Here is a 24,336-nt window from a genome sequence, read left to right as displayed (position 1 = left end):
ATGTGATTCCTATCACGAACTCTATTCGGCGATCCGCTACGATTACAGCAGAATCATTATCAACCGAAAGGGGAGCTCTGAGATGGCGATGGAATCCGTTAAACCGAATCGCGAGGAAGATCGGCACAACGAGGGGCATTCGCAAAAAGGAACCCTATTCTCCGTATTCATGGTCGGAACTTTTATTGCTCTCTTGTTTGTCGTCGTGTTCGGGCTGTATATGTCCAGACTGTAGCCGGGAGGAGGCGCGAATATGAAAATGCATCGCTATGAAGAAATATGGCTGACCTGCGGAATTTCCTTGATTGTCGTATTTATGCTTATTACCGGGTATCAGACGTTCGCTATGGATATGGGGCCGCCAAGCCATATAGAGATGATCGATCCGCAGAAGGTCGACCAGACGGCGCCGTTCGACAAGCCGGGGGTAAACAAGATCGGAGAGAACGAGTACGAAGTGGTCATGACGTTGGAATCGTTCGTCTTTACCCCGGCCGATATCGAGATTCCCGCCGGCTCGACCGTGCATTTTATTTTGACCTCCAAGGATGTGACGCACGGCTTCGAGGTAGCGGGCACCAACGTCAACGCGATGGTCATGCCGGGCTACATTCAGAAAATTACGCAGAAGTTCGGCGACGCAGGCGAGTATTTGGTGGTCTGCAATGAATATTGCGGGGCCGGCCACCAATACATGAGCACGACGATCAGAGTCGTATAGAGGAGGCGAGTCGATTGAATAAACTGTTGGGAGCTCATCCGCGGGACGCGGCCCTGTCGAAAACGTATATGTTCGTCGCCTTCGCGGCGCTGCTGTTGGGCGGTATTATGGGATTGCTGCAGGCGATCGAGCGTGCGGGATTGTTTGAAATGCCAAGCTATTTCACCTACTACCAAGCGTTAACGACGCACGGGATCGTGCTGGTTGTCGTGCTGACCGCTTTCTTCACGATCGGTTACTTCTACGCGGCTCTGTCGCACACGTTGGACGGACTGCTGCCGAAAGTCAGGAAAATGGCCTGGATCGGCTTTACACTGAAAATCGTCGGCTTCGTGTTCGTCGTCGTTCCCCTTTTGATGAACAAAGCGACGGTGATGTATACGTTTTATCCGCCGATGAAAGCCTCGCCCTACTTCTATATCGGCCTGGTGTTTATCGTGCTGGGCGTGTGGATGTGCGCGTTCGGGGCCTTCATTCAAGTCGCAACCTGGCGGAAAAACAACCGAGGCAAGCACCTGCCGATTCTTTCCTTCTTCGCCACCGGGGTATTCGTGCTGTTGTTCTTCGGCAGCCTTGGCGTGACGGTCGAGGTGCTGACGATTATTCCGTGGGCTTTCGGATGGACAAAGACGATCAACGTAATGGTTAGTCGTACGCTGTTCTGGTCGTTCGGCCATACGCTGGTCAACATCTGGTATTTAACGGCTGTATCCGCATGGTATGTAATCGTGCCCAAGGTGATCGGCGGAAGAAGGTTCAGCGACGTTCTGACGAGGTTCGTCGTTATCGCTCTGGTCATCACAAATATTCCCGGCGGATTCCACCATCAGATTGTCGATCCTGGTATGTCGCAGGCGCTAAAATTTATGCACGTGTTCATGAGTCTGGTCATTGCGATCCCTTCCATGATGACGGCATACGCCATGTTCTCCGTCTTCGAGCGACGGGGCAGGGAGCTGGGAGGTAAAGGACTGCTCGGCTGGTTCAAAAAAATGCCATGGGGCGACGTCCGGTTTCTGGCCCCGTTTATCGCCATGGTCGCGTTCATTCCCGGCGGAGCAGGCGGCATCGTGCAGACGACAAACCAATTGAACCAGGTCGTTCACAATACGCTGTGGATCGTCGGACACTTCCATCTGACGGTCGGAACTTCCGTTATTCTGACCTTCTTCGGTATCAGTTACTGGTTGATTCCATACGTCTCCAAGCGCGTATTGACTCCCCGCATTAACAAGGTAGGCGTAATCCAGACGATTTTCTGGACGATCGGCATGGCGATCATGACGTTCTCGATGCACATTGCCGGTCTGCTGGGCGCTCCTCGCAGAACCTCGTATACGACCTACGGCGATCATACAGTGGCCGCAAGCTGGGAGCCGTATACGGTCGTCGTAGTCGTCGGCGCGGCGTTCCTGCTTGTCGGAGGCGTCCTTCAATTGTATGCCGTGTTCCATCTCATGTTCCGTGCGCCTAAGGGGGAAACCGAGTTTCCATTAGCCGAACCGGAAGAGAACGCTTCGGCCACGCCTTATTGGACCGAGCGCTGGGGACGCACCATTATTCTTATGCTGCTGCTCGTCGCGATGGCCTACGTGGCGCCGCTGGTCAATTTTATTATCAATGCGCCGCCGGGGTCGCCTCCTTTCGTCACTTGGTAGGTGATCGTTATGAGAACAATTCGTCCGAATTCCCTTGCGACGTTCGTAGTCGTTCTTTTTGGAATCGCGTTGTTTTATTGGGGAACTGACGGATTTACCGCCTACACCGCAGAGTCGGCCAGAGTAAACCGGCTGCTCGAAGCGCGCCCGACCTTTCCGGCGGATACCACCTTCGAGGACAGCAAGGGACGAACCTATTCGATTTCCGAATTCGCGGGCAAGTACGTGTTTATGACGTTTTTCTACTCCACATGCTCTACCGTATGCGTTCAGCTTGAGGGGAACATGGCGCGGGTATTCGATACCCTTCCTGCCGAGCAGCGCGGTCGGGAGATCGTCTTTCTGAGCGTAAGCTTTGATCCGCAGCGGGACGATCCGGCAAGATTGGAGGAGTATCGGACCTTCTTCGACAGCGACGGCGAGACATGGAGAATGGCGAGAATTTCCGACCCGAACGAACTGGACAGCTTGCTTAAGAAGTTCGGCGTTATCGTGATCCCCGACGAGAGCGGCGGTTTCGCCCATAACTCCGCTTTTTACCTCGTCGATCCGGACGGGAAGCTTGTTGACGTGATGGATTACACCCGGCCGGAAGAGGCGGTGGACAAAATCGCTCGTTTGCTGGCCGAAGAGACAGGGAGGGACGACCGATGAAGCAGTCGCTTTACGGGCTGGCGTTGTTCGTCCTGCTCGCACTTCCGCCAGTGGCCGGTCTGATGGAATCGCTCATGATCGCGCATATGCACATGCAGATGCCTTTATTGGTTCTATCCGGCTTCTTGATGGCGAAGTATGGGGAAATACGTTTTTCCCGGTTCTGGGAAACCTGGAACGTCAACGGGATTCCCGGTATCCTTATGTTTGCGATTGTTGCAGCTTATTGGATGCTGCCCCGAGCAATGGACGAAGCCTTGGCTTCATCGGGAATGGAGGCGTTCAAGTTTCTGAGCCTGTCCCTTCTATGCGGCGTCCCGCTAAGAAACAGTTGGCCCAAAATCGATTTTGCGGCAAAAGGTACAGTCGTGGTTGTTTTCGCGCTGCTCTTCGCCGCTCTTGGACTGCTATACGTCATTGCGCCCGTGCAGCTCTGCAACAATTATGTGCTGCTTGAGCAAATCGCGCTCGGCTGGGGGTTCCTGACTACGGCGTTCTTTATGGTCGTTTTCATCATCTATCATTGGTTTACGCGTCCAGCCAGCGGTTGATCTTGCTGTATAACTGATCCGGATCGAAAGGCTTGGTTAGAATGTCGGACATCCCGGAACGGAGATAGAGCTCGTGGTTTTCCTTGAAAGCGTCGGCAGTTAGCGCCACGATCGGCAAATTTCGAAACCGCGGGTTTTGCCGAATTCGGCTAACGGTTTCGCAGCCGTCCATGACCGGCATGTGAATGTCGATCAGGAGCAGATCCCACGGCTCCCGTTCCAGCAACTCAAGCGCTTCGACGCCGTTATTGGCAATACCGACGGCGTAGCCTTTGTCCTTCAGCAGCTCGATCACGATGAGCTGATTGATCTCGTTGTCCTCGCCGAGCAGAATCTTCCTGGCTCCCTCCGGCGGTTCGGGAATTGGAACGGGGGCCGTCGAGGCGGCAGCCTGTTCCCTTCCGATGCCATGCTCTCGCCAAGATGCCAAAGCGTCGGCGAGTTGCTTTCGACTGACGGGCTTGAGCAGCGTAAATGTGCGCTCTTCAGCGCCGTCGCGTTGAAGAAGCAAATTACGCGAAAACGTCGTCGCCAGCACGAACACCGGGATGCCTGTGCTGTGAGCGTTGTTGATGAGCGAGTTCCAGCGACCGGAGCGGGCATGCTCTTGCGAAAGGTCGACGATCAGCAGATCGGCTTGCGCTAACTGATCGCGGGATTCCAAGACGCGAAGCCCCAGCGACGTCAACATTCCGGCAACGGACGTCCGCACGATCTCGGAGCTTCCGGCGACGAGCGCCCTGCGTTGCTCAAGCGGAATCGGCTGAGGCCCAATCTGCTCTGCCTCGAGTTCAAAAATCAGCTCGAAGCTAAACAAGCTGCCTTGCCCAGGCTGGCTCCGGGCTTGAATCGTGCCGCCCATCCGTTCGACTAGCTGCTTGCTGATGACTAGGCCAAGGCCTGTGCCCCCGTATCGGCGACTGATTGAATCGTCGGCTTGTGTGAACGGCTGGAACAGGCTTGCCAGCTTATCCGCCGGAATGCCGATGCCGGTGTCCTGAACGGTACACTGCAAGGAGCAGCGCTCCTTGCCGAGCGGCGCTGCTTCCACGTATACGCGCACATAGCCGTGCGATGTGAACTTGATGGCATTGTTGCACAGATTAAGCAGCACTTGCCGTAAGCGAAGCGGATCTCCTATGAGGCGGTCCGGTACATTCGGGGCGACATCCAGGACGACGTCAACCGGCTTCTCTCCGATGAACGTTCCGACGACGTCGGCAACATCTGCGAGCCAATCTCCGACAGAGAAGGGAACTCGTGCGATTGAAATCTGTCCGGCTTCGATTTTAGAGAAATCGAGAATTTCGTTAATCAACGTATTGAGCGTTCGCGAGGAGGAGTGTATTTTATTCGCGTAGTCCCATTGAATAGCGGACAGCGGCGTATCGAGCAGCAATTGACTGACGCCGATGATGCCTGTCAACGGCGTTCGAATCTCATGACTCATATTCGCTAGAAATCGACTTTTCGCTTCGCTTGCCTTGACGGCCTCCTTCTTGGAGATCAAGTCGGTAAGATCATGAATGGTCGCCGTGATACCTGAAGCGTTCTGTCCGGCCGGAAAACAAGGGGATACCGTCAAAGAATAGGTGCGGGTCGAATCGCCGTCCGTATGCTCCCATTCCCATTGCTGTGGGATGCCGTCGCGCAGCGTTTGCTTAAGAATGGCGCTCCAACTATCCGGCCGATCCTGAAACAGGAAATCGGTTAACCGTCTTCCGCGGATTTGTTCCGCCTCAAGCTGAAGCAGTTGACACAACGCTTGGTTAACGGAAGTGATGGCGCCGTCTGGATCAAGGCCGATAATAAAGTCGTAAGAGCTCTCGACTAGCGTACGGTAGCGTTCCTCTTCTTCCGCCACTCGTTGATCGGCCTTCTTCCGGTCGGTTATATCGATTGCCGTTCCGATAATCTCGGCTACTGACCCGCCGTCGTCGATGATCGGCTGAAGCGTAATGAGTAAAACCTTTAAGGTAATCCCTTCCGCGAGAACCCCCGGAGCATAGGTTTCCGGCGCGGATTGCAACTCGAAATTGACGCTTTCTCCCCGTTCCAATTGCTCCATATACGTCTGCGTTTTTCTTGCCGTCTCCTCGGACAACAGCTTTGTGATCGAGCCACCAATCGCTTGCTCCGACTTCACTCCCAACTGCTCCAAGAGCTGCCCGCCGAGCATTGTACATACAAAAACGTCGTCTTGACGAATGAGTTTAAACGAAAAACCGCTTTGCATGCGTACGATGTCTAGCACATCCTGTTGAGCCTGTCGCAGCTGTCTCCCCATCGTTCTTTGCTTGTTAAAGAAGTTCATGATCGCCGCAATTAGCAAAGCATTCAGCGTGCAGATCAACAGAAATGGGCCCAACGTAGTGAATATAGGCACGTGATAGACAAAGTGAAATACGCCGAAATAGTTAAGCAGCATGAGTGCGATCATGGCGCTCCATTGCACCAAGAAGCTGCGGACATGGCGCACAATCCAACTGGATAGATAGGCAAGCATGTGCATGGTGACGAGAACGATCAAGAATACAGAGGGGTTTTGCAGGGATCGGAACACTGTAATCATCGAAGCGGTAATGAGGGCGGCCGCCGGACCGCCGATATAGGCGGACATAAGAATAGGAAGCACGCGCAGATCCAGAATATTCATAACATCGCTGTAATTCACCCGAATGCCGATCATAATCAGGAGGATCGCAATGATACCGTTGACGCTTCCGATCGACAGCTTAAACTTCCATGAGTCGTGACGCGCGGAGCTGGCGTAGAGGTGTCCGGCCATGAAGGAGAAAGCGATTAAGATCGCGGAATTCATAATCAGATCCCGTATTAAGAAACTCACCGCATCAACTCCTTGCATTAATACAATCAGTCATACATCTTTCTCGGACTTCCCTCGGTTTTCCTGCTTGCCACTTCTCTGCTCGACAAACAATTTCGACACGTAACTTGAAATTCAGTCGTATTTTTATATAAAATTATCCTTTTTGATGAACTTATAGGTTCATATTGAATTTATAGATATGTAATCGGATGAGGGGGCTTGTTATAGTCGGATTGGGTGATGAACTTGGGATTCGATTACTCGGTGATTGGCAATCGTATTCGGAAGGCCAGAGAAGAGAAGGGGATCACGCAGGAGACGCTAGCAGAGTCGTTGGATGTGTCAAACGCTTACATCAGCAAGATCGAAAGAGGCCGGACACCGGTCAACCTTAACAACTTGGATAAAATATGCGCGATTCTGGAAACATCCGCTGACTATATTTTGCGCGGCGCGAATACATCTAACGAAGATTACATGCGCAATGAAATCATAGACATGCTGGAAGGATGTTCACCTGAGAAGATCAAGCTGATCGCGCAGATCATCAAGCCGATCGTCGATTACGAGGGATAACGTCATTCGTAAGGAGGCGCCAGCCTTGGATCTGGATCTGAAAATTTCGCTCGGTTTTATCCGGAATATGTTGCAAGCTACGGGAATGACGCATTTGAGCGTTCGCTCGGAAGGACGCAGTCTGATCATCTACTCCATCGAGCCCAAAGAAGAGGCGATACGAGCCGTGTTGACACGTCTCAACGGGCGTCAAGACTACGTGCTGACCCTCGCCAATCATCGCGGCAAATGGCAATTGGTGCCGGTCGTGGGGCCGCTTCAGGAGATGCTTGACATGCTGACGGACGAATTGGCGTTCGCGCTCGCCTACTGGCCCAAGGTTGGGCATATTAGAAGCATTCAGTAACAGTAACTGGCGGCAAGAGTAATAAGCTTGCCGACCCCCATGTCCCCCCTCGCGGGGGTTTTTTTTGTGTTGGAGGCCCGGCAGCAGTCTCAAGCTACATTTGTTAATTCTAGAAAGGATTAATGACGTGAAAAAACACGTTCGGGGAGGCCATTCGATAGTAATAGCTGCACCATCCGGCGCCTTTGTTATTGAAACGGTTGGTGGCGTTAAATAGCAGCCTTTCCTGCTCCAGCTCTTCAATTCTGTCAATGCGGCCCTCTACGTAATCGAGGAGCCTGAAAGAAGCGGTCTCAAGCCGGTTAACGACGCCTCCGTATCGGATGTCGAGCACTTCCCAACCGAACGGCTTGAACATGCGGAGCCATTGGGTGCGGTGAGCCCCCCGCAATTGTCGAACCGCGTCAGCGATCGCAGGCAGTTCTATCGTTGCGATATGCCTCAGCGCATCCATGTCCTTCATGTCGTAGGCTCGCTTAAGAGAGAGTCCGCATTCGCTCTTCCGCTTGAGCACGGCACTCAGCTTCTCCGGCACGTCGAACAAATAATCCAGCTCTGCACTCGGATTGCGATGGGCGCGAATTTGCGACTCCAGCCATTTATAATGAGCGTTCATCTCCAAACCCTCGATCTGCTTGTCGAATTGACCTAACAACACGTCCTGATACAGCAGAAATTTGGAAGGATTGCTTTGCTTGCTATTGTTGGGTTCCGATCCCGGAGTTTCGTCCAAATACTTGAATTGAAGAAAGGCATTCGCTTCGATTCCCGTACACAGCTTAACCCTTTCAGCCAGCCGATCCGACGCCGGACTGCCTTCGGTGTAGGCGTGTTCCGCATAGAGCTGCAGGCCGAGCAGCGCCGCGAACGGATTACTCTCGTTGCCATCGTCGCCCCACATTGTCGCATACACTTCGCGAATGCCTTCTTTTTTACACGCCTGCAACGCGACATCGGTTGCTCCGAGCGACAACCCATAGTTGACGCCGAACGTATTGAAAATCCACACAGCCCCGGCAAAAACGACATTGCATCCCAGCGGCCGATGATTGGCGATTACGCGCTCGTAATGCTCCGGCTCCGTATGCACGTAGTCCCAGTACACCATATCGACGTCTTTGGGAATTCTCCTGGCCATCTCCTCCGGAATTGTCGTGTTTTGATCATAGTAATTGCTTTCGGTTCCGGCGTTGCCGACGGCCAGCTTCAGAAACATATCGCTCCAGATCATCGGCTTCAAGCCGAGTCGGCGCGTGACAGAGAGCACTGTGTCCAAATGAGCCGCCATGATGTCGAATCGGTTTCCGTAGCCGTTTTTGTCCAAATATTTTCCCCGGCCCAGCTCCTCCGCCTCGTCCATCCCTACATGGATTTTACGGCTGCGGAAAGGCGAGCTAGCTGCTTCGATCATGTTCTCGACCAGCTTGTTCGTGCGTTCCTCTCCGACGAGCAGCGCTCCTTTCGTATCCCGATAATGCCATACTGTCTGCCACTTCAGGAACTCTTCTAGATGGGCGAGCGTCTGAATGCTAGGAAACGCCTCGATACCGAACAAATCGGCATAATCGTCGATTTCCCGCAGCTCGGCATGCGAATAGCGACCTCTCATATAACCGAAATAAGGCTCGCTAGAAACCTCGTATGTATCTTCCATATACAGCATGACGCTGTTCATTCCCATTAACGCCAGCTTGTTCAGCATAAGCTTGAAGCCATCGACCGTCAGTACGGCGTTGCGAGACAGATCGAACATAGGTCCGACCAGCTCGAATTGCTGCTTTTCTCGAAGGTTGAACGAATCGTGGAGGCGGCTGTGCTGAACAAATAAACCGAGTCCGCGGAAAAATTGATGTTTTTTACCGTAGCGCATATATCCTTGCCCATTTTCCAAACCGATTTCCAATTCGTTCTCGGCGGGAGACGACCCCACGCGCACTAACGCTCCGTCCTCATGCAACTCGATTCCTAAATCGGAAGCCAAGAGCTTGATTCCTGGCAGCAACTGCTCGACTTGACCTTCGAAGCGCAATTTCATTTCATGTGCCTCCCTAAAAAACTAAAACATTATAACGTTATATTGTTCAGATTTCATGCTATCCGATGGCGGGTAGGAATGCAATAGTTTTGTGTAGGGACTAGTTGGGGGAGAAATTGGAGTCGGAGTTGCTGAACCTATCTATTTTCGCGCTTATGGCCATTATCCCAGTCGCTCAGGTAAGTGGCTTAGAGACTGTCGGCAATGGGAAGCTTCTCTATGTATCATGCACAGGCAACATTGGGGAGTGGAAGACGATTAACAGGCTTCTTGGAGTAATCTCTTGTACGTAATTTTGCGTTGATCGGAATGATCTTCACGACGAATTAAGTTGGGATAGGTGAGTGTGGAAGTTATGGCGCTATGCCGCAGCAATACCTGAAAAGGATCGGTGTTTCGCCGTTGTTGGTTGTACCCGAAGCTGTATTGATCAAGATATGCTTGAAGATGCTTGGGGCCTATGCCGCAAAATTTCCAGTTGATCCAGTTGGACGCATCCAAGGCGATCTGAAGAAGCGGCCGGTACCTCTGACCGCTGAATTTTTGAATGACGGTGGTGACTTCCGCTTTCGCGGAATCGACATGTTTTTGGATGAAATCGTGACTTCCCAAAGAAGTAATCCGATCATTGATGAGATGGCGATCGGGGACTTGTTTGATTTTGAGGTGGACGACCCCAGCTTCGGCGGAGATCGTTCCTCCGAGAATTAGAGGCTGCTCCTGCGGATGCCGGAAAACCGTCGGATTGTGCGGGCGGCCGTATCCACCGCAATTGACTCTCACGATTCCGGAAAGCAGTTCTTGCGAATCGAAGCTCATCATGGCGTGGCGTATTTTATGACAGATCAGCCATGCGGTCTTATAGGTAGTGCCGATAACGGAAGCTAGACGAGATGCGCTGACTCCCTGCGGGCGGGCATGAAGAAATAAAGCTTGGAACCATAGGGTCAGAGGTGTACGGCTGCCTTCCATGATCGTACCGACGATCAAAGAGGTTTGGCGGCGGCAGGAGCGGCATTCGTATAAAGGTAACCGGCGGGTGCGGATTTCGTAATGTTCGCGATGGCTGCAGCTTGGGCAAATGAATCCTTGGGGCCAGCGGGAATGAAATAAAGCCTTAACACACTGGGTCTCTGTAGCGAATCGGGAACAGAATTGCTCAAACGTCATCTCGTTAGGGGTAGAAATGGAAGCCACCCGCTTTCTTTAACGATTAATTTGAGGCGAGAGAACGGACAGTTTTATCGATGGGAACTTATGTTCTTATTATAAATCATTTTTGAATTATTTACAAGATTTTCATGGTGGAATTGGGGGAGAAAAAGTAATAAATTCTGAATCAATAATGGTTAGTTTTTTGTCATTTTTGAGTGCTGGCGGGGACAAGCGGGTTGGCTGATTCGTATATTTTCTGAGGGAGAGGGATAATGGCCATAAGGTGAAAAAAGGAAATACTGTTCGAGCAAAAGGAGGTTATCTTAGGTGAATTGAGGTAACTGACGTGAACTGAGATGGTGAAACGGGGTGAGTGTAGAGAAAATCTGAGACAAAGGGATAATGGCCATAAGCGGCGAAAACAACGAATACAACAAGAAGTCGAAAAAACGCGAAAGATTGAGGGAGAGCGATTATGCAAGACGATAGGCTGGAAAATCACTTCAATTTCAACTAAAACAGAATTATCTGAATATTTAATTTAATTAGGCGATATACTATAATAAAGACAGAAGCAACCAAGAAACAAAGATTACAACAACAATGATTGTCCTGCTTCAGGCGAAGCTCAGGTGACCAAACGGCGTCTCGCAGCAACAAATAAGACGGTCCGGCTCACCCCCAATAATTACTCGCCTGAACTGACAATATACACGACGGGAAGAAGGGAGAATCATCCGATGACGTAGCGAAAGGCGAAGCGTGCCAGCATACCTCCCGGCATGCGGGTATCCGAAGAAAGTGAATTAACGAATTAAGCAACACATAAGTAAGAAGAACGTGAATGGTTACATGCCAAGCATGTTCAGGGAAGATTAATTTGAAGTGCATGCGACGCATGTATCGGAGGTTGGAACGAGTACAAATGAATAGCTTACCGCAACTCTAGCCTCGACCATGTAGGTTCATGGTCGGGGCTTTGGCATTTTAAAGGGATTTAGCGATGAAGCGTAATGCGAAGAAGCTTGTCGTTGGCCGGAGTGCGAGTATAATCCTCGAGTGTGTAGCTGATGCGCGATGTGCCGGATTGGGCATTAAACGCTTTTTTAAGATCCGAAGCGACCGTGACTCCCTTAGTATAGCGAACGATAAGCTCGGAATCGCCGTTGTCGGCGGCTTCCCGGATTCGATCTGTCAGTTCGGAGACGTTGGAAGCGGTGTAGGCGTCCCCGAGATAAGCATAACCCATCAGGTCGTGCAGCTGGCGGTAAAAAGCGGCCATACCCGTACCCTTAACGGCGAGCGCCGAAATCGCTTGGCCGTAATCGAACGAGGCGGCTGGATATCCAGAGGAGGCGGACCATTTGTGATCGACCCGGATCTGGGCATCGGTCAGATTATAATAGCCGTATTGAACCTTGCCGGGAGCGTCCGGAACAGGATCGTTCCAGGTCGTGTCGAGGTGGTACCATTTTCCTCCGATTTGCACAAGATTCCACGTATGGGCTCTCCCTCTAGAAGTGCCTTCCGCGATCTTCACGGGAATTCCCGCTTGCTTCATCATTTCATAGGTCAACAGAGCATAGCCTTGACACACGGTCGATCCGTCTACCAACCCATCGTAGGCGGAATGGGAAACAAGTCGAGTGTCGTAGGCCAAATTCGCAACGACCCAGTCGTGAACGGCTTTGACTTTCTGATGGTCGTTCATGCCGGGGGTTATAATTCGTTTAACAATGGATGCAACCTGTCTGCGAACTTCCGCAGTTTGCGCTTGCGACTCCCAGTAAGTAAAGCTGAAGTCGATAGTTGCGTAGTTTCCTTGTATCGATGCTTTATACTTGTAGGTCTTAACGGTATAGTGCAAGTAATCGTCGGTACGAATAGCGGCCTCTAAGATGTCCTTGATTTCCTGTTTGAGAGATGAGTTCTTATTGCCGACGTATTTCAATTGAATGGAGCTTTGTCGTTGGCTGAGCGCGGTTAGAATATCTTGCTGCATTCGCGCTTGAGACGATGCGGCGTCAGCGGCGTAAATGATTTGGAGAGATTTGCACCCTGCCGTGATCAGCAGAATACCCAACAAGAGCGAGGAAGCGAGCAAAGCTTTCAGTTTGTCGTTCATAGTCGTCGTGTCCTCTCTCGTATCGTCGAGCGTCGAGGCTGCGTCCCGACGGCATCGATATTCAGCCGAACGGGTTATAATCGTAATATAGCATACCGCTCGTTCGGCCGTACATCTTTATTCGGCAGCAGACAGGTTTAGAATGGTCTTCCCATGGGAGGCGCTGGGTTTCTTACGGCCGATCTGCTATGATGGTCGCAGATCGAATCCTGCGCGAGAGAGGACAACAGGATGAAACTCGGGAAGCTCTACCGCAACTACATTCGCAACCATTTATTTGTCAAAGTAATTCTCGTGTTCGCGGTCATCGTTAACGCGACGATTATTACTTTTTCCGTTTTGCTGTATCGGCTCATGTCCGCTTCGGTCGTCGAAGGCGAGCTTAACAATCAGAAGCAAGCGATGGATCGAGTTAACCGTTATATTGAGCAAAAATACGATTGGCTGCAGGGCGTGGTGTCGGAGCTTTACCGGAATGACGCGCTGGCGAGCAACGCTTCGTATTTTCTTAAGCACACCTACCCCGATTATGTTCAGCATATGTTGGAACAAAATTATGAGGGGGGAGGCTCGACGGACGTTTTGAACTATTTGTCCAGACGAAGGGAGACGGATCCCGACATTCAGAACGTCATTCTTTACAGCTCGCAAAAGCAGACGATGTACGTCTACGATGCCAACGGAATGGGGCGGTTGTATGACGTGAACGCCACCCGCTCCTACATCCCGGAGATTATGGCTGCTGAAGGTACGGCCGCGTTCGCGCCCAACGTCTGGATCCGCAAGACAATCGGACAATGGAATTCTCAGCTCTATGGAATTCGCGCCCGTCTTAACGATAAGAATTCCTTGGAAAACATCGGGGAGCTGCACGTCTACTTTGACGCCGGTATGGTTAACCGGGTGCTGGAACAGAACCGAATTCCTTTTAATGGAACGATTCTTGTCCTTACGCCAGAGGGGCGAGTGATGATGGATACGTCCAATCGTTATTACGACGCCGACTTCCCCTATATGGAGCAGCTCCGGTCGCTGAATACGATCGAGACGCTGGACGAGCCTTCCTATATTTCCGCGTTATCGCAAAACAAAGCGGGCTACGTCGTCGTAGGCATCTCGCCGGTTGATGAAGTCGTCCAAGCTTACGCCGGCCTTAAGAGGACGATCATTCTCATCGCGATGATTTGCATCGCTGTAGCGATTGTTATTCCTTCTCTTGTTATCGCCAGCGTGGCCAGAAGAGCAAACCAGATCGTTCTCTTCATGAAGAAGGTCGAGGGAGGCAATCTGACCGCGCGTTTGCAGGATCCGCGAGAAGACGAGCTCGGGCAAATTTCTCATAGCTTTAATGAGATGCTGGACGAGCTGAATCGCCGGATCGATCGGGAATACAAGGCGGAAATCAGGATGAAGCAAACCGAGCTGTCCGCGCTGCAGGCAAGGATCAAGCCTCATTTTCTGTACAATACGCTTGAGGTCATCCGGATGCGGGCGATGTCTCGCGGGGCAGAGGACGTTGCGGAGATGATCTACAGCCTGGCGGCGCTGTTCCGCAACTCAGTCAGCGCAAGTCCGGACTGCGCGCTGCGCGAGGAACTGGAAATGTGCAGGCTATACTTGGAGCTGTTTCGCATCCGATATAAAGATAAGTTTACCTATTCGATCGAATGCGAGCCGGAGCTGGCGGGAATCGTTATCTTTAAGCTGCTGCTGCAGCCGTTGGCGGAAAACTACGTCCTGCACGGGCTAGATCCGGAGCGAAAGGATAATGTACTGGAAATCCGGGTATTCGGAGATGGCGGACGGATTGTCGCGCAACTGCGCGACAATGGCAAAGGCATAGAGCCGAACAAGCTTAAGGCGATCGTTGGCGGACTGGAGACTCCGGAAGCCGCCGAAGGAGAATCGTTCGGCCTGCGCAGCGTGAACGAACGGTTGAAGCTGGCTTACGGACCATCCTACGGAGTCGATATAGAGAGCAAACCGGGAGAAGGAACGACGGTTACGGCGGTATGGCCGTTAGAGAAGAAAGGGGCGGAATCGGACGATGTATAACGTGCTGCTCGTCGACGACGAACCGTTTATAACCGAAGGGCTGAGCGACGCGCTCGACTGGTCGGACTTCGGACTGGAGGTCGTCGGCAGCGCGGAGAACGGAAAACAGGCGCTGGAGCTGCTGCGACAAGTGCCGACGGACATTCTGATTACCGACATCTCGATGCCGGTTATGGACGGCTTGACGCTGATCCGGGAAGCTCGCGAGCTGCTGCCCGGGCTTAAGGTCATTATTCTGAGCGGCTATAACGAATTCGATTATTTGAAGGAAGGCATGCGCCTCGGCATCGAAAATTATTTGCTCAAGCCCGTCCATTTCGAAGAGCTGCGAGCGACGCTGCGCGACACGGTCGACAAGCTGAACGCAGCGCGGCCCGAGCGGGCTTTCGGCGAGGATGAGCTCGGAATTTTGCGGGACAACGTTATGAAGCGCTGGTTGACGGGGAAAATCGGGGCGGCGGAACTGGCGGAAAGACTGGAAATGCTGGACATTCGGCTGGAGAAGCCCTATTCGGCAGTGGCGATTGTCCGTTGTTCCGGGGGTGGGGACGAAGGCTGCGACAAGGTGGAGAAGCTGCTCGCGGACGAGGAAGCCGTCATCCTGTTCAAAGATGCGGAAGAAGACGATACGATCGCCATATTCGGTATGGACAGTCCGGACGAGGGCAGGAGGATGGCCGAGAAAAAGCTGCTTGGGCTCGCGGAGGCCGGTGAGGGGCGCTTGCGCATTTCGCTAGGCGGGGGAAAGCCGACCGAGGCAGCCGGAGAGAGCTACGAGCAGGCCAGACGCGCGCAGCAAATGTTTCTGATCGCGCCGGACCGCCACTACATCGACTGCAACGCACTCCCTTCTGCTTCCGATTTTGCCCTGTCCGAAGGCCTGATGGAATGGGAAGCCTACGCGAAGGAATTCGTCTCCAAAGACAAGACCGAGCTGCTGCACCGGATTGCCGCCGATTTCGCTGCCATCCGAGCCGTCGGCGTCGAATTGATGCGCGCCAAAGGGGCTGCCGTCGAGCTGATCATCCGAATGAAGCTGGAGACCGACAAGCTGAATCGGCCCGATGCAGCCGAAGCGTACCGAAGCGCGCTGGATCGGGCCGTCGGCGCGGATACGATGGAGGCGCTAGAGGAAGCGGTGACGGCAGCGGCGACATTTTCCGCCGATTCGTTTGCGGGTGAAGATATGAGCCCGGTAATAAAGCAGGTGCTGCGGCACATTGAGACGCATTACGCGGATTCCATGACGCTCAAATCGCTTGGGCAGACGTACCATATTCATCCCAACTATCTTGGACAATTGTTCCACAAACAGACGGGCGAGACGTTCGCAGATTACGTGAATAAGTATCGGATCGGCAAAGCTAAGGCGATGCTGCTGGAAAGTCCTCTGAAGGTGAACGAAATCGCTCGACAGGTGGGCTACTGGGAGATCGGTTATTTTTACAAACAGTTCAAAAAGCACGTCGGGATTGTGCCCAGCGAGTATAAGGGGCTGCTGTAAGGCAGTCGCCGGTCGCATCGAATGGACGCTAAGCTTCAAGTCGACATCACGACTCGAAGTTTAGCGTCTTTTGTTGTTTTGTTTAGTTTGTCCATGGAATCTTTGGTTTCTAATATTTTTGAAAATGTTTTCATCCTTTAATATTCAAAATGAAGATGCAACATACTAGTGCAGACAGATAAGGGAGGCCATAACATGAGCAACACTCGCAAAAAACTTTCGATCGGGTTAACGTCGATTCTGGCCACGTCGCTCTTCCTGAGCGCTTGCGGAGACAATAAAGCAGCAAACAACTCCTCCGCATCCGGCGAAAACAAGGGCGAAGCGGTTGAACTGAGCTGGTACACGATCGGCACGCCGCAAAAAGACGTGGACAAGGTCATGGCGGAAGTTAGCAAGTACACGAAAGAGAAAATCGGCGTAACGGTCAAAATGACGATGATCGACTGGGGCGACTACAACCAGAAAATGCAGGTTTTGACTGCTTCCGGCTCGGATATGGACATCATGTTTACGGCATCGTGGGCGTTCGATTATGTGCAGAACGCGCGTAAAGGCGCATTCGCTCCGATCGACGAGCTGCTGGAGACGAACGGTCAAGGCATCAAGCAGGTGCTGGATCCGGCGTTCCTGGAAGGCTCCAAGGTCGACGGCAAAAACTACGGCGTTCCGGCGAATAAAGAGCTTCCGGCTCAAGAAGTATGGCGCTTCAATAAAAAGGTTCTCGAAGAGAACAATCTGAGCCTGGACGGCGTACGCTCGCTGGAAAGCCTGGAGCCGCTGCTGAAAACGGTTAAGGCCAACAATCCGGACGTGATGCCGCTTCAAGTGGACAAAAACTACGGACCATACGTGCCGTACGACTACTTGATCGAGAAATTCCCGCTGGCCGTTAAGCTGGACGATACGAGCTACAAAGTTGTCAACATCTTCGAAACGCCGGAAATGAAGCAGGCGCTCGCAACGATGAACAAATACTACAAAGCCGGCTACGTTCCGACGGAAGCGGCGACGCTCGAGTCTTCGACGGATGTCATTGCAACGGGGCAATGGTTTGCCGACAAAGCTACAACGCAGCCGTTCGCGGACAACGTGTGGTCGATGAGCGCGGGCTACCCGATCGTCTCCACCCCGCAAAGCGATGCGCTGATCTACAACGTATCGGTTATGGGTTCCATGCAGGCGATTTCCGCCAACTCCAAGCATAAGGAGAAGGCAATGGACTTCCTGAACTTGCTTAATACTGATCCGGTGCTGCGCAACATGGTCGACTCCGGTATCGAGGGAGTTCACTACAAGAAGCTCGACGATAAGTATATGGAAAACCTGCCGGAATCGAAAAACTACGATATGCCGACCTTCTCCTTCGGAAACGTCATGCTGACGTACCTGGTCGAGGGCGATCCGGAAAACAAGTGGGAAGAGTTCAAGAAGTACAACGATTCAGGCAAACCGGCCGTCCTGCTCGGCTTTAACTTCGATCCTTCGAAGGTGTCGACAGAAATCGCAGCCGTTCAGAATGCGAAGGAAGCATTCTGGTCGCCGCTGATGACCGGTACGGTCGATCCTGAGAAATACGTGCCGCAAGCGATCGAGAAGATGAAAGCTGCCGGCCTGGATAAGATCATGGCCGAAGCGCAAAGCCAGATCGACGCCTGGAAAGCCGCAAACAACAAGTAAAAAGTGAATATTGCGGGCGAATGATCGGCATTCGCCCGCTTTTCACGATCAGGTTCGCGTTTGTATTCTACAGCGCAAGGGGGATTGTTCATGAAAGCCTTAAGGCGCCATTTAAAAGACGTCAACCGCAACAGAGCGTTGCTGCTGATGGTCCTGCCCGCCACCGTATGGTTTATCTGCTTTTCTTACTTACCGATGCTCGGAACAATCATTTCGTTTAAGGAATACCGTTTCAGCGGCAACTTCCTGTCCAGCATTATCAACAGCAAATGGGTCGGCTTCGACAATTTCAAGTTTCTGTTCCGCACCGACGACGCTTACATTATTACGCGCAACACGATTCTCTATAATGCGGTTTTCATCTTCATCGGCCTCGTTCTGGCCGTTGCGATGGCGATCGTTCTGTCCGAAATCGCAAACAAAAGACTGGCGAAATGGTACCAGACCGGGATGTTCCTTCCGTACTTCCTGTCCTGGGTTATCGTCGGTTATTTCGTATATAGCTTCCTCAGCTTCGATCGCGGTATGGTCAACCGGATTGCTACCGCCTTCGGGGCCGACCCGGTACAGTGGTATTCCGAGCCGGCATACTGGCCGTTAATTCTCGTGCTCGTCTTTACGTGGAAATCGCTCGGCTATAACAGCGTCATCTATCTCGCCGCGATTATGGGTATCGACAAGTCGCTGTACGAGGCGGCGATGATCGACGGAGCGAACAAGTGGCAGCAAATCCGCAACATTACGATTCCGATGCTGACGCCGCTGATGACGATTTTGACGCTGCTGGCGATCGGCCGCATTTTCTACGCGGATTTCGGTCTGTTCTACCAAGTGACGCGGGATTCCGGAACGCTCTATTCCGTCACCAACGTTATCGACACTTACGTCTATCGCGGTCTGAAGACGACCGGGGAGATCGGCATGAGCACGGCGGCGGGACTGTATCAATCGCTGGTCGGCTTCGTGCTCGTCATCACCTCCAACTACATTGTCCGCAAGTTCAACAAGGACAACGCGCTCTTCTAATTTGCGCAGAAAGGAGCAACTCTTATGGCCTCTTTGGCGAAATCCCGCGATTTTCACCGGCTTAGCCCAGTCTTGAACGTTACGTTTAATTTGATCGCCGGCTTGTTCTCGCTTGCCTGCGTGTTCCCGTTTCTGTTCATCGTCATTCTGTCGTTCACCGACGAGAAGACGCTGGCGCGGAACGGCTACTCCTTGTTTCCGGAAAAATGGAGCCTCGAAGCTTACAAATACATTTTCAAGGCGGGAGATCAACTGCTGCGTTCTTACGGGGTAACGGTCTTCGTTACCATCGTTGGAACGGTGCTTAGCCTCATCTTCATCTCGCTGTTCGCTTATGCGATCTCGCGCAAGAGCTTTAAGTACAGAACGTTCTTCTCGTTTTTCGCGTTTTTCACGATGCTGTTTAACGGGGGTCTTGTGCCGACCTATATCGTGACGACCAAGCTGCTCGGCTTGCAAAACTCGATCTGGGCGCTGATTATGCCGCTGGCGGTCAACGCCTTCTACATCATGATCATGCGGACTTTTTTCTCCACGATGATTCCCGACGCGATTATCGAATCGGGACGGATCGACGGCGCGGGGGAGTTCGGCATTTTCCTCCGGCTCGTCATTCCGCTGGCTTTGCCCGGTCTTGCGACGATCGCCCTATTCAGCACGCTGGGCTACTGGAACGACTGGTTTAACGCCTTGCTCTACATTGAGGACCCGAGCATTGTTCCGCTGCAGTCGATGCTGATGCGCATCGAGAACAGCATGCAGTTTATTTTGCAAAATTCGAGCAATCCGTCGATCGGCATAGGCGTACTGCAATCGATGCCTCAGGATACCTCGCGGATGGCGATGGTCGTACTGGCTACCGGCCCGATCGTTCTGGCTTATCCGTTTTTCCAACGTTATTTTATTCAAGGCTTGACTGTAGGCGCTGTGAAGGAATAACGCCTCTGTGTGAAGAAATGTTACTGCTATGGAGGGATTCATACACCTATGGAACAATTTCGACTGCCCAAAATCGCTATGCCCAAGCTGGAACTGCCGCGTGCGGTACAAGAGGTGCTCGCCGAAGCGGAGCAAAAATTGGCTCACCGTCCTAAACTGCTAAAGCTGTTCAAGAACTGTTTTCCGAATACGCTGGAGACAACGACCAAGCTGCAGGACGACGGCACGACGTTCGTCATCACCGGAGACATCCCGGCCATGTGGCTGCGCGACTCCGTTGAGCAAGTGATGCACTACGTGCCGCTGGCCAAGGATGACGCCGACCTGCAGCGGATTATTTCCGGGCTGATCAAGCAGCACATGAAGCTGATTCAGATTGACCCTTACGCCAATGCGTTTAATGAAATGGATAACGATTGGCACTGGAACGCGGACGACGTTACGGACGCGTCGCCATGGGTATGGGAGCGCAAGTTCGAGCTCGACTCGATCTGCTTCTCGATGCGGCTGGCTTATGCTTATTGGAAGGAGACGGGACTGGCGGACATTTTCGATTCCGAGTTCAAGAAGGCGATGCGGACAGCCGTCGATCTGTGGAAAAGAGAGAAGCGCCATTTCGAGCAATCTCCTTACCGCTTCGAGCGCAATAACGGCATTCCGACCGATTCGCTGATGAACGACGGATTGGGCATGCCGATCAATTATACGGGCATGGTCTGGTCCGGCTTCCGTCCGAGCGACGACGCTTGCGATTTCCATTACAACATTCCGGACAACATGTTCCTCGTCGTTACGCTGCGTCAAATGAGGGGAATCGCCGAGTTCGTATTCCGCGACCTGTCGTTCGAGCAGGAGATGGCGAAGCTGGAGCGCGAAGTGAATCACGGCATTCAACTGTACGGCATTTACCGGCATCCGCAGTTCGGTCCGATCTACGCATATGAGACGGACGGTTTCGGCAACTACTGTCTGATGGACGACGCGGGCACGCCTGGACTGATCTCGATTTCTTATTTGGGCTATGTGTCGGAGGACGATCCGATCTATCAGAATACGCGGCGTTTTGCGCTGAGCAAAGAAAATCCGTTCTACTACGAAGGCAAAGTCGCCAAAGGCATCGGCAGTCCGCATACGCCGCCGGATTATATCTGGCATATGGCGCTGTCCATGCAGGGGCTGACGGCTCAAACGGCGGAAGAAAAGCTGGAAATGATCGCTTTGCTGGAAGCTACGGACGCAGATACAGGTTATATGCACGAAGGCTTCCATGCCGACGATCCGAACCAATTTACGAGAAAATGGTTCGCGTGGTCGAACAGTCTGTTTTCTCAGCTTGTCTATAAGGCGATGAAGGCGGGATTGCTGGATGACTAATACGATAATTTTTTACGATCCTTCGTTCCCGGGCGCGGCCGCGCTCGGAAGCGAAGCTTTGGAGCGCTTGCGGGAGCTGGGCACGGTTGCGGACGCAGCCGGCCTGCCGGAGCTGCTTGCCACCCTGGATGGAGGCAGCTTCGTTACGCTGCATGCTCCTTATTTTCCGGCCGACGCTTGGGAAGCCATCCTCGCCTACCTGAAACGGGGCGGCGGTCTGGTCAGCGCCGGCGGCGCGCCGTTCCGACGCCCGGTCCGCTTGGCGGACGGCGAGTGGCGGGTCGGCGCCGAACAAACCGCATACCATCGGCAGCTCCGCATTCACGAGATGCTGCCGGTTCAATCAGCGCCTGTCGCGAAGCTGGAAGCGGCGGGCGATCTGCCGTTGTTCCGGGGTAGCGAGGCGCTGCTGGACGTTGCGGATACGTGGAACCTCGTACCGCACGTAACCAAATCGAGCGACCTGCCGCACCAGATGGGTTCGGCCGGTCCGATGGACGCCATGATTTACCCGCTGGTCAAGGGCATCTCGTCCGAAGAACGGGAAGTGGCCGCCCCCGTCGTGCTGTGGGAGAACATGAGAGGCGAATTCGCCGGCGGACGCTGGCTGTTCGTCAACCAGCCGCTTGGGCATACTTTCGCCGAATCCGGCGGCTTTGCGGCATTGGCGCAATGGGCTTCGTTCTGCGCGGCGGGCGTTACCGAGCTGTGGGTGAAGCCGAACTACGCTTCCTACGAGCTGCACGAGCGGCCGATGCTGACGCTTCAGGCTCAGAAGCTTGGACGCGGCGGACAGGCTCGCGAGTGGACGTTTGCGCTGCGGGTCGTGCGAGAGTCGGACGGAAAGATCGTGCATGATGAGCGATTGACGGCAACGGTTGGGGACGGGTTCCGCGCGCAGCGCATTCCGCTGCCGATCGATCTGGAGGGCGGCTTCTACGCTGTCGTGTGCGAGGCGGAAGCCTCCGACGGCGAGCGGCGCACGCTGCGCCAAGGCTTCTGGGGGGCGGATGCGGAACTGCTGAAATCGGGCAGCCCGATTCGCGCCGGCAGGGACTATTTCGAGAAAGACGGGCAACCGATGCCGGTTGTCGGCATGACGTATATGACGTCCGACGTCGCTCGTAAATTTTTGTTTTTGCCGAATGCCGCGGTATGGGACAAGGATATGGCGCAAATGCGCAAAGCCGGCATCAACTGGATTCGCACCGGCATCTGGACCGCTTACCGCAATATTATGCAGGTGGACGGACATGCTTCGGAGGAAGTGCTGCGGGCCATCGATGCCTTCATTATGACGGCTAAGAAAAACGATTTGCAGCTGACGTTTACGTTTTTCTCTTTCACGCCGGAGACGTGGGAAGGGAAAAACCCGTTTCTCGATCCGCGCAGCGTGGAGGCGCAGAAGCGCTTTATCCGCGCGATCGTCAGCCGTCACAAAGAGACGGCGAACATCGATTGGGATTTGATCAACGAGCCTTCGATGTTCGATCCGGAGCGTATTTTTTCAAGCGGGCCTCGGTCCTGTCACGACGAATTCGAGAAGGCGGCATATGCGGAATGGCTGGCCAAGCGTCACGGCTCTATCGAAGAGCTGCGCGAGCACTGGGGCATGACGCCGGCCGAGCTGCCGAATTTCGCGGCTGCGACCCTCCCTGAGCCGGGAGAGATCAACTTCGACGTGCAGGATATGCATTCGGGCAAAAGAGGCACGCGCTGGCTGGACTACGTGCTGTTCTCGATGGACATGCACAATCGCTGGGCGAAAGAACTGTACGATGCGATCAAGGACGAATGTCCGAACCAGCTCGTTACGGTCGGCCAGGACGAGGCGCTTGGAGCGCAGCGGCCTTCGCCGTTCTTCTACCAGGAAGCGGCGGACTATACGACGGTGCATAGCTGGTGGCTGAACGACCATCTGCTGTGGGACGGCATTTTTGCCAAAACGGCCTATAAGCCGAATGTCGTTCAGGAAACGGGCATCATGTACGTGGAGACGCCGGAAGGCTTGGCCAAGCGCAGCGAGGAAGAATTGCGCGCCATGCTGGAGCGCAAGTACGCCTATGCTTTCGCAACGGGCGGGGCGGGCGCCATCCACTGGATCTGGAATACGAATTTCTACATGGACAACGCCAATGAGTCGCATATCGGCGCGCTGCGTGCCGACGGAACGGAGAAGCCGGAAGCGGACGTCTCCTATCGCTTCGGCAGCTTTATGGCGGAAGCCGGTCGTTTGTTCCGGGATCGGGAGCTGGAGGACATCGCTGTCGTATTCCCGTACTCTAACGATTTCTCGAACCGCAAGCTGGCCTTCGAAGCAACGACGCGGCTGACGCGGGTGCTTGGCTATGAATTGAATGTACCGTTCCGCGGCGTGTCGGAGTATCATCTTCACGAGCTGGAAGCGGCTCCAGCCAAGCTCGTCATCGTGCCTTCGGCGCATAACGTGGACGACAAGGCTTTCGCGGAGCTGCTCGACTACGTGGCTCGCACCGGAGCGACGCTGCTGTACACGGGACCGCTCGGCATCGATGCTTACTGGCGGCCAGTCGACCGGCTTGCAGATACGTTCGGTCAGCGGAAGCTGGGCAACGTCGTTCGCGAGGAGCGGCTATTGATCGGAGACAAGCTGTATCCGGTATCCTACGGCAATCGCCGTATCGCCGAAGTGTGCAAAGAGAGCGCGGTCGGCGGAGACATCGTAGCGGCCGACGCGGTCGTGGCGGCGGCTTACGGCAAAGGACAGCTGATCTGGTGTCCGCTGCCGATAGAGCTGAACGAGCGTTCGGAGCCGATTGCGGCTTTGTATGCCTACGCGCTGAAAGCGTCCGGGTATGAAGCGGCTTTGGAATGGCTCGAAGGCGATCTGCCGGGCGTGTACGGGCGACGCTTGAAATTCGGGGACGGCTCGCTGTTCGTTTTCGTCTCGGAGTACGCTTACGATACGTCGGTTCAAGTTCGAGATACGCTTACGGGAGTTTCGTACGCCTTCAAAGTGGAACGGGAAAGAGCGGTGCTGTTCGCAACCGACGGAGAAGGACGGATCGTATCCGTCTACCGGCCGGAGGAAGTGCGCGTAACCGCAAATGTCTAAACGGTAAGGAGCT

Annotated in this window: 18 protein-coding genes and 1 pseudogene; 14 read left to right on the top strand and 5 right to left on the bottom strand. The window is 53.5% G+C overall.

Going from position 1 to position 24,336, the window contains the following annotated elements; all coding sequences use genetic code 11:
* Window positions 1-82: 82 nt before the first annotated feature.
* The 5 genes from J4772_RS30965 (at window position 83) to J4772_RS30945 (ending at window position 3,584) form a co-directional block, all read left to right on the top strand.
* On the top strand, window positions 83-235 hold the full coding sequence (locus tag J4772_RS30965; RefSeq protein WP_246016640.1) for a cytochrome c oxidase subunit 2A: 153 nt from the start codon (window positions 83-85) through the stop codon (window positions 233-235).
* An 18-nt stretch (window positions 236-253) separates the two neighbouring features.
* On the top strand, window positions 254-721 hold the full coding sequence (locus J4772_RS30960; RefSeq protein ID WP_209072848.1) for a cytochrome c oxidase subunit II: 468 nt from the start codon (window positions 254-256) through the stop codon (window positions 719-721).
* Between the two features lie 68 nt (window positions 722-789).
* A complete protein-coding gene (locus tag J4772_RS30955) occupies window positions 790-2,379 on the top strand; it encodes a cbb3-type cytochrome c oxidase subunit I (protein WP_209077550.1) in 1,590 nt (529 codons plus the stop codon).
* Window positions 2,380-2,388: 9 nt separating this feature from the next.
* Window positions 2,389-3,033 carry an SCO family protein gene (locus tag J4772_RS30950; RefSeq protein WP_209072847.1) on the top strand — a complete coding sequence of 215 codons (645 nt, stop codon included), beginning with the start codon at window positions 2,389-2,391 and terminating at the stop codon, window positions 3,031-3,033.
* Window positions 3,030-3,584: a hypothetical protein gene (locus tag J4772_RS30945; protein ID WP_209072846.1), complete on the top strand. Its 555-nt coding sequence runs from the start codon at window positions 3,030-3,032 to the stop codon at window positions 3,582-3,584. Before J4772_RS30950 ends, J4772_RS30945 begins: the two co-directional genes overlap by 4 nt.
* Here J4772_RS30945 and J4772_RS30940 read toward each other — a convergent pair.
* Window positions 3,562-6,432 (bottom strand): ATP-binding protein, encoded by a 2,871-nt coding sequence (locus J4772_RS30940; protein ID WP_209072845.1) that lies wholly within the window; start codon window positions 6,430-6,432, stop codon window positions 3,562-3,564. The genes J4772_RS30945 and J4772_RS30940 overlap by 23 nt on opposite strands.
* 222 nt (window positions 6,433-6,654) lie before the next feature.
* Between J4772_RS30940 and J4772_RS30935 the strand changes: the two genes are divergently transcribed.
* Window positions 6,655-6,990, top strand: a complete 336-nt coding sequence (locus J4772_RS30935; RefSeq protein WP_209072844.1) for a helix-turn-helix domain-containing protein — start codon at window positions 6,655-6,657, stop codon at window positions 6,988-6,990.
* 25 nt (window positions 6,991-7,015) lie between these two features.
* Window positions 7,016-7,336, top strand: a complete 321-nt coding sequence (locus tag J4772_RS30930) for a hypothetical protein (RefSeq protein ID WP_116062800.1) — start codon at window positions 7,016-7,018, stop codon at window positions 7,334-7,336.
* A 109-nt stretch (window positions 7,337-7,445) separates the two neighbouring features.
* On the opposite strand, the gene J4772_RS30925 is transcribed toward J4772_RS30930, so the two are convergent.
* From J4772_RS30925 to J4772_RS30915, 4 genes and pseudogenes are all read right to left on the bottom strand, one after another.
* Complete coding sequence (locus tag J4772_RS30925; RefSeq protein WP_209072843.1) at window positions 7,446-9,371, bottom strand: beta-N-acetylhexosaminidase; 1,926 nt, start codon at window positions 9,369-9,371, stop codon at window positions 7,446-7,448.
* Between the two features lie 258 nt (window positions 9,372-9,629).
* Window positions 9,630-10,361, bottom strand: a complete 732-nt coding sequence (locus tag J4772_RS30920) for a hypothetical protein (RefSeq protein WP_247740901.1) — start codon at window positions 10,359-10,361, stop codon at window positions 9,630-9,632.
* Between the two features lie 18 nt (window positions 10,362-10,379).
* Window positions 10,380-10,541 (bottom strand): annotated as a pseudogene (locus J4772_RS37695) (transposase); the annotation flags it as partial.
* 982 nt (window positions 10,542-11,523) lie between these two features.
* Window positions 11,524-12,651, bottom strand: coding sequence for a transglutaminase domain-containing protein (locus J4772_RS30915; protein WP_116062797.1), 1,128 nt, complete (start codon window positions 12,649-12,651; stop codon window positions 11,524-11,526).
* Window positions 12,652-12,882: 231 nt separating this feature from the next.
* On the opposite strand from J4772_RS30915, the gene J4772_RS30910 reads away from it, so the two are divergent.
* The 7 genes from J4772_RS30910 (at window position 12,883) to J4772_RS30880 (ending at window position 24,323) form a co-directional block, all read left to right on the top strand.
* Complete coding sequence (locus J4772_RS30910) at window positions 12,883-14,706, top strand: sensor histidine kinase (protein ID WP_209072840.1); 1,824 nt, start codon at window positions 12,883-12,885, stop codon at window positions 14,704-14,706.
* On the top strand, window positions 14,699-16,210 hold the full coding sequence (locus J4772_RS30905; RefSeq protein ID WP_209072839.1) for a response regulator transcription factor: 1,512 nt from the start codon (window positions 14,699-14,701) through the stop codon (window positions 16,208-16,210). Before J4772_RS30910 ends, J4772_RS30905 begins: the two co-directional genes overlap by 8 nt.
* Before the next feature lie 195 nt (window positions 16,211-16,405).
* The gene (locus J4772_RS30900) at window positions 16,406-17,890 is read left to right on the top strand and encodes an ABC transporter substrate-binding protein (protein ID WP_116062794.1); all 1,485 of its coding nucleotides are present in this window, start codon (window positions 16,406-16,408) and stop codon (window positions 17,888-17,890) included.
* A 90-nt stretch (window positions 17,891-17,980) separates the two neighbouring features.
* A complete protein-coding gene (locus J4772_RS30895) occupies window positions 17,981-18,916 on the top strand; it encodes an ABC transporter permease (RefSeq protein ID WP_116062793.1) in 936 nt (311 codons plus the stop codon).
* Between the two features lie 24 nt (window positions 18,917-18,940).
* The gene (locus tag J4772_RS30890; protein WP_116062792.1) at window positions 18,941-19,855 is read left to right on the top strand and encodes a carbohydrate ABC transporter permease; all 915 of its coding nucleotides are present in this window, start codon (window positions 18,941-18,943) and stop codon (window positions 19,853-19,855) included.
* A 48-nt stretch (window positions 19,856-19,903) separates the two neighbouring features.
* Entirely contained in the window at window positions 19,904-21,229 is a 1,326-nt protein-coding gene (locus J4772_RS30885) for a glycoside hydrolase family 125 protein (protein WP_209072838.1), read from the top strand.
* Window positions 21,222-24,323, top strand: coding sequence for an alpha-amylase family protein (locus tag J4772_RS30880; protein ID WP_209072837.1), 3,102 nt, complete (start codon window positions 21,222-21,224; stop codon window positions 24,321-24,323). Before J4772_RS30885 ends, J4772_RS30880 begins: the two co-directional genes overlap by 8 nt.
* The last annotated feature ends 13 nt before the right edge of the window (window positions 24,324-24,336 follow it).

This window comes from Cohnella sp. LGH (assembly GCF_017671885.1).
Taxonomy (GTDB): Bacteria; Bacillota; Bacilli; order Paenibacillales; family Paenibacillaceae; genus Cohnella; species Cohnella phaseoli.
Note: the sequence above shows the minus strand (reverse complement) of the source record. Positions and strands in the feature narration are given on the sequence as shown.

Excerpts from the sequence above, each read along its gene's own strand:
- J4772_RS30905 (WP_209072839.1), top strand. The coding sequence starts at position 14,699 with ATGTATAACGTGCTGCTCGTCGACGACGAACCGTTTATAACCGAAGGG.
- J4772_RS30880 (WP_209072837.1), top strand. The coding sequence starts at position 21,222 with ATGACTAATACGATAATTTTTTACGATCCTTCGTTCCCGGGCGCGGCC.
- J4772_RS30885 (WP_209072838.1), top strand. The coding sequence starts at position 19,904 with ATGGAACAATTTCGACTGCCCAAAATCGCTATGCCCAAGCTGGAACTG.
- J4772_RS30890 (WP_116062792.1), top strand. The coding sequence starts at position 18,941 with ATGGCCTCTTTGGCGAAATCCCGCGATTTTCACCGGCTTAGCCCAGTC.
- J4772_RS30950 (WP_209072847.1), top strand. The coding sequence starts at position 2,389 with ATGAGAACAATTCGTCCGAATTCCCTTGCGACGTTCGTAGTCGTTCTT.
- J4772_RS30915 (WP_116062797.1), bottom strand. The coding sequence starts at position 12,651 with ATGAACGACAAACTGAAAGCTTTGCTCGCTTCCTCGCTCTTGTTGGGT.
- J4772_RS30955 (WP_209077550.1), top strand. The coding sequence starts at position 790 with ATGTTCGTCGCCTTCGCGGCGCTGCTGTTGGGCGGTATTATGGGATTG.
- J4772_RS30960 (WP_209072848.1), top strand. The coding sequence starts at position 254 with ATGAAAATGCATCGCTATGAAGAAATATGGCTGACCTGCGGAATTTCC.
- J4772_RS30945 (WP_209072846.1), top strand. The coding sequence starts at position 3,030 with ATGAAGCAGTCGCTTTACGGGCTGGCGTTGTTCGTCCTGCTCGCACTT.
- J4772_RS30935 (WP_209072844.1), top strand. The coding sequence starts at position 6,655 with ATGAACTTGGGATTCGATTACTCGGTGATTGGCAATCGTATTCGGAAG.
- J4772_RS30925 (WP_209072843.1), bottom strand. The coding sequence starts at position 9,371 with ATGAAATTGCGCTTCGAAGGTCAAGTCGAGCAGTTGCTGCCAGGAATC.
- J4772_RS30895 (WP_116062793.1), top strand. The coding sequence starts at position 17,981 with ATGAAAGCCTTAAGGCGCCATTTAAAAGACGTCAACCGCAACAGAGCG.
- J4772_RS30965 (WP_246016640.1), top strand. The coding sequence starts at position 83 with ATGGCGATGGAATCCGTTAAACCGAATCGCGAGGAAGATCGGCACAAC.
- J4772_RS30910 (WP_209072840.1), top strand. The coding sequence starts at position 12,883 with ATGAAACTCGGGAAGCTCTACCGCAACTACATTCGCAACCATTTATTT.
- J4772_RS30900 (WP_116062794.1), top strand. The coding sequence starts at position 16,406 with ATGAGCAACACTCGCAAAAAACTTTCGATCGGGTTAACGTCGATTCTG.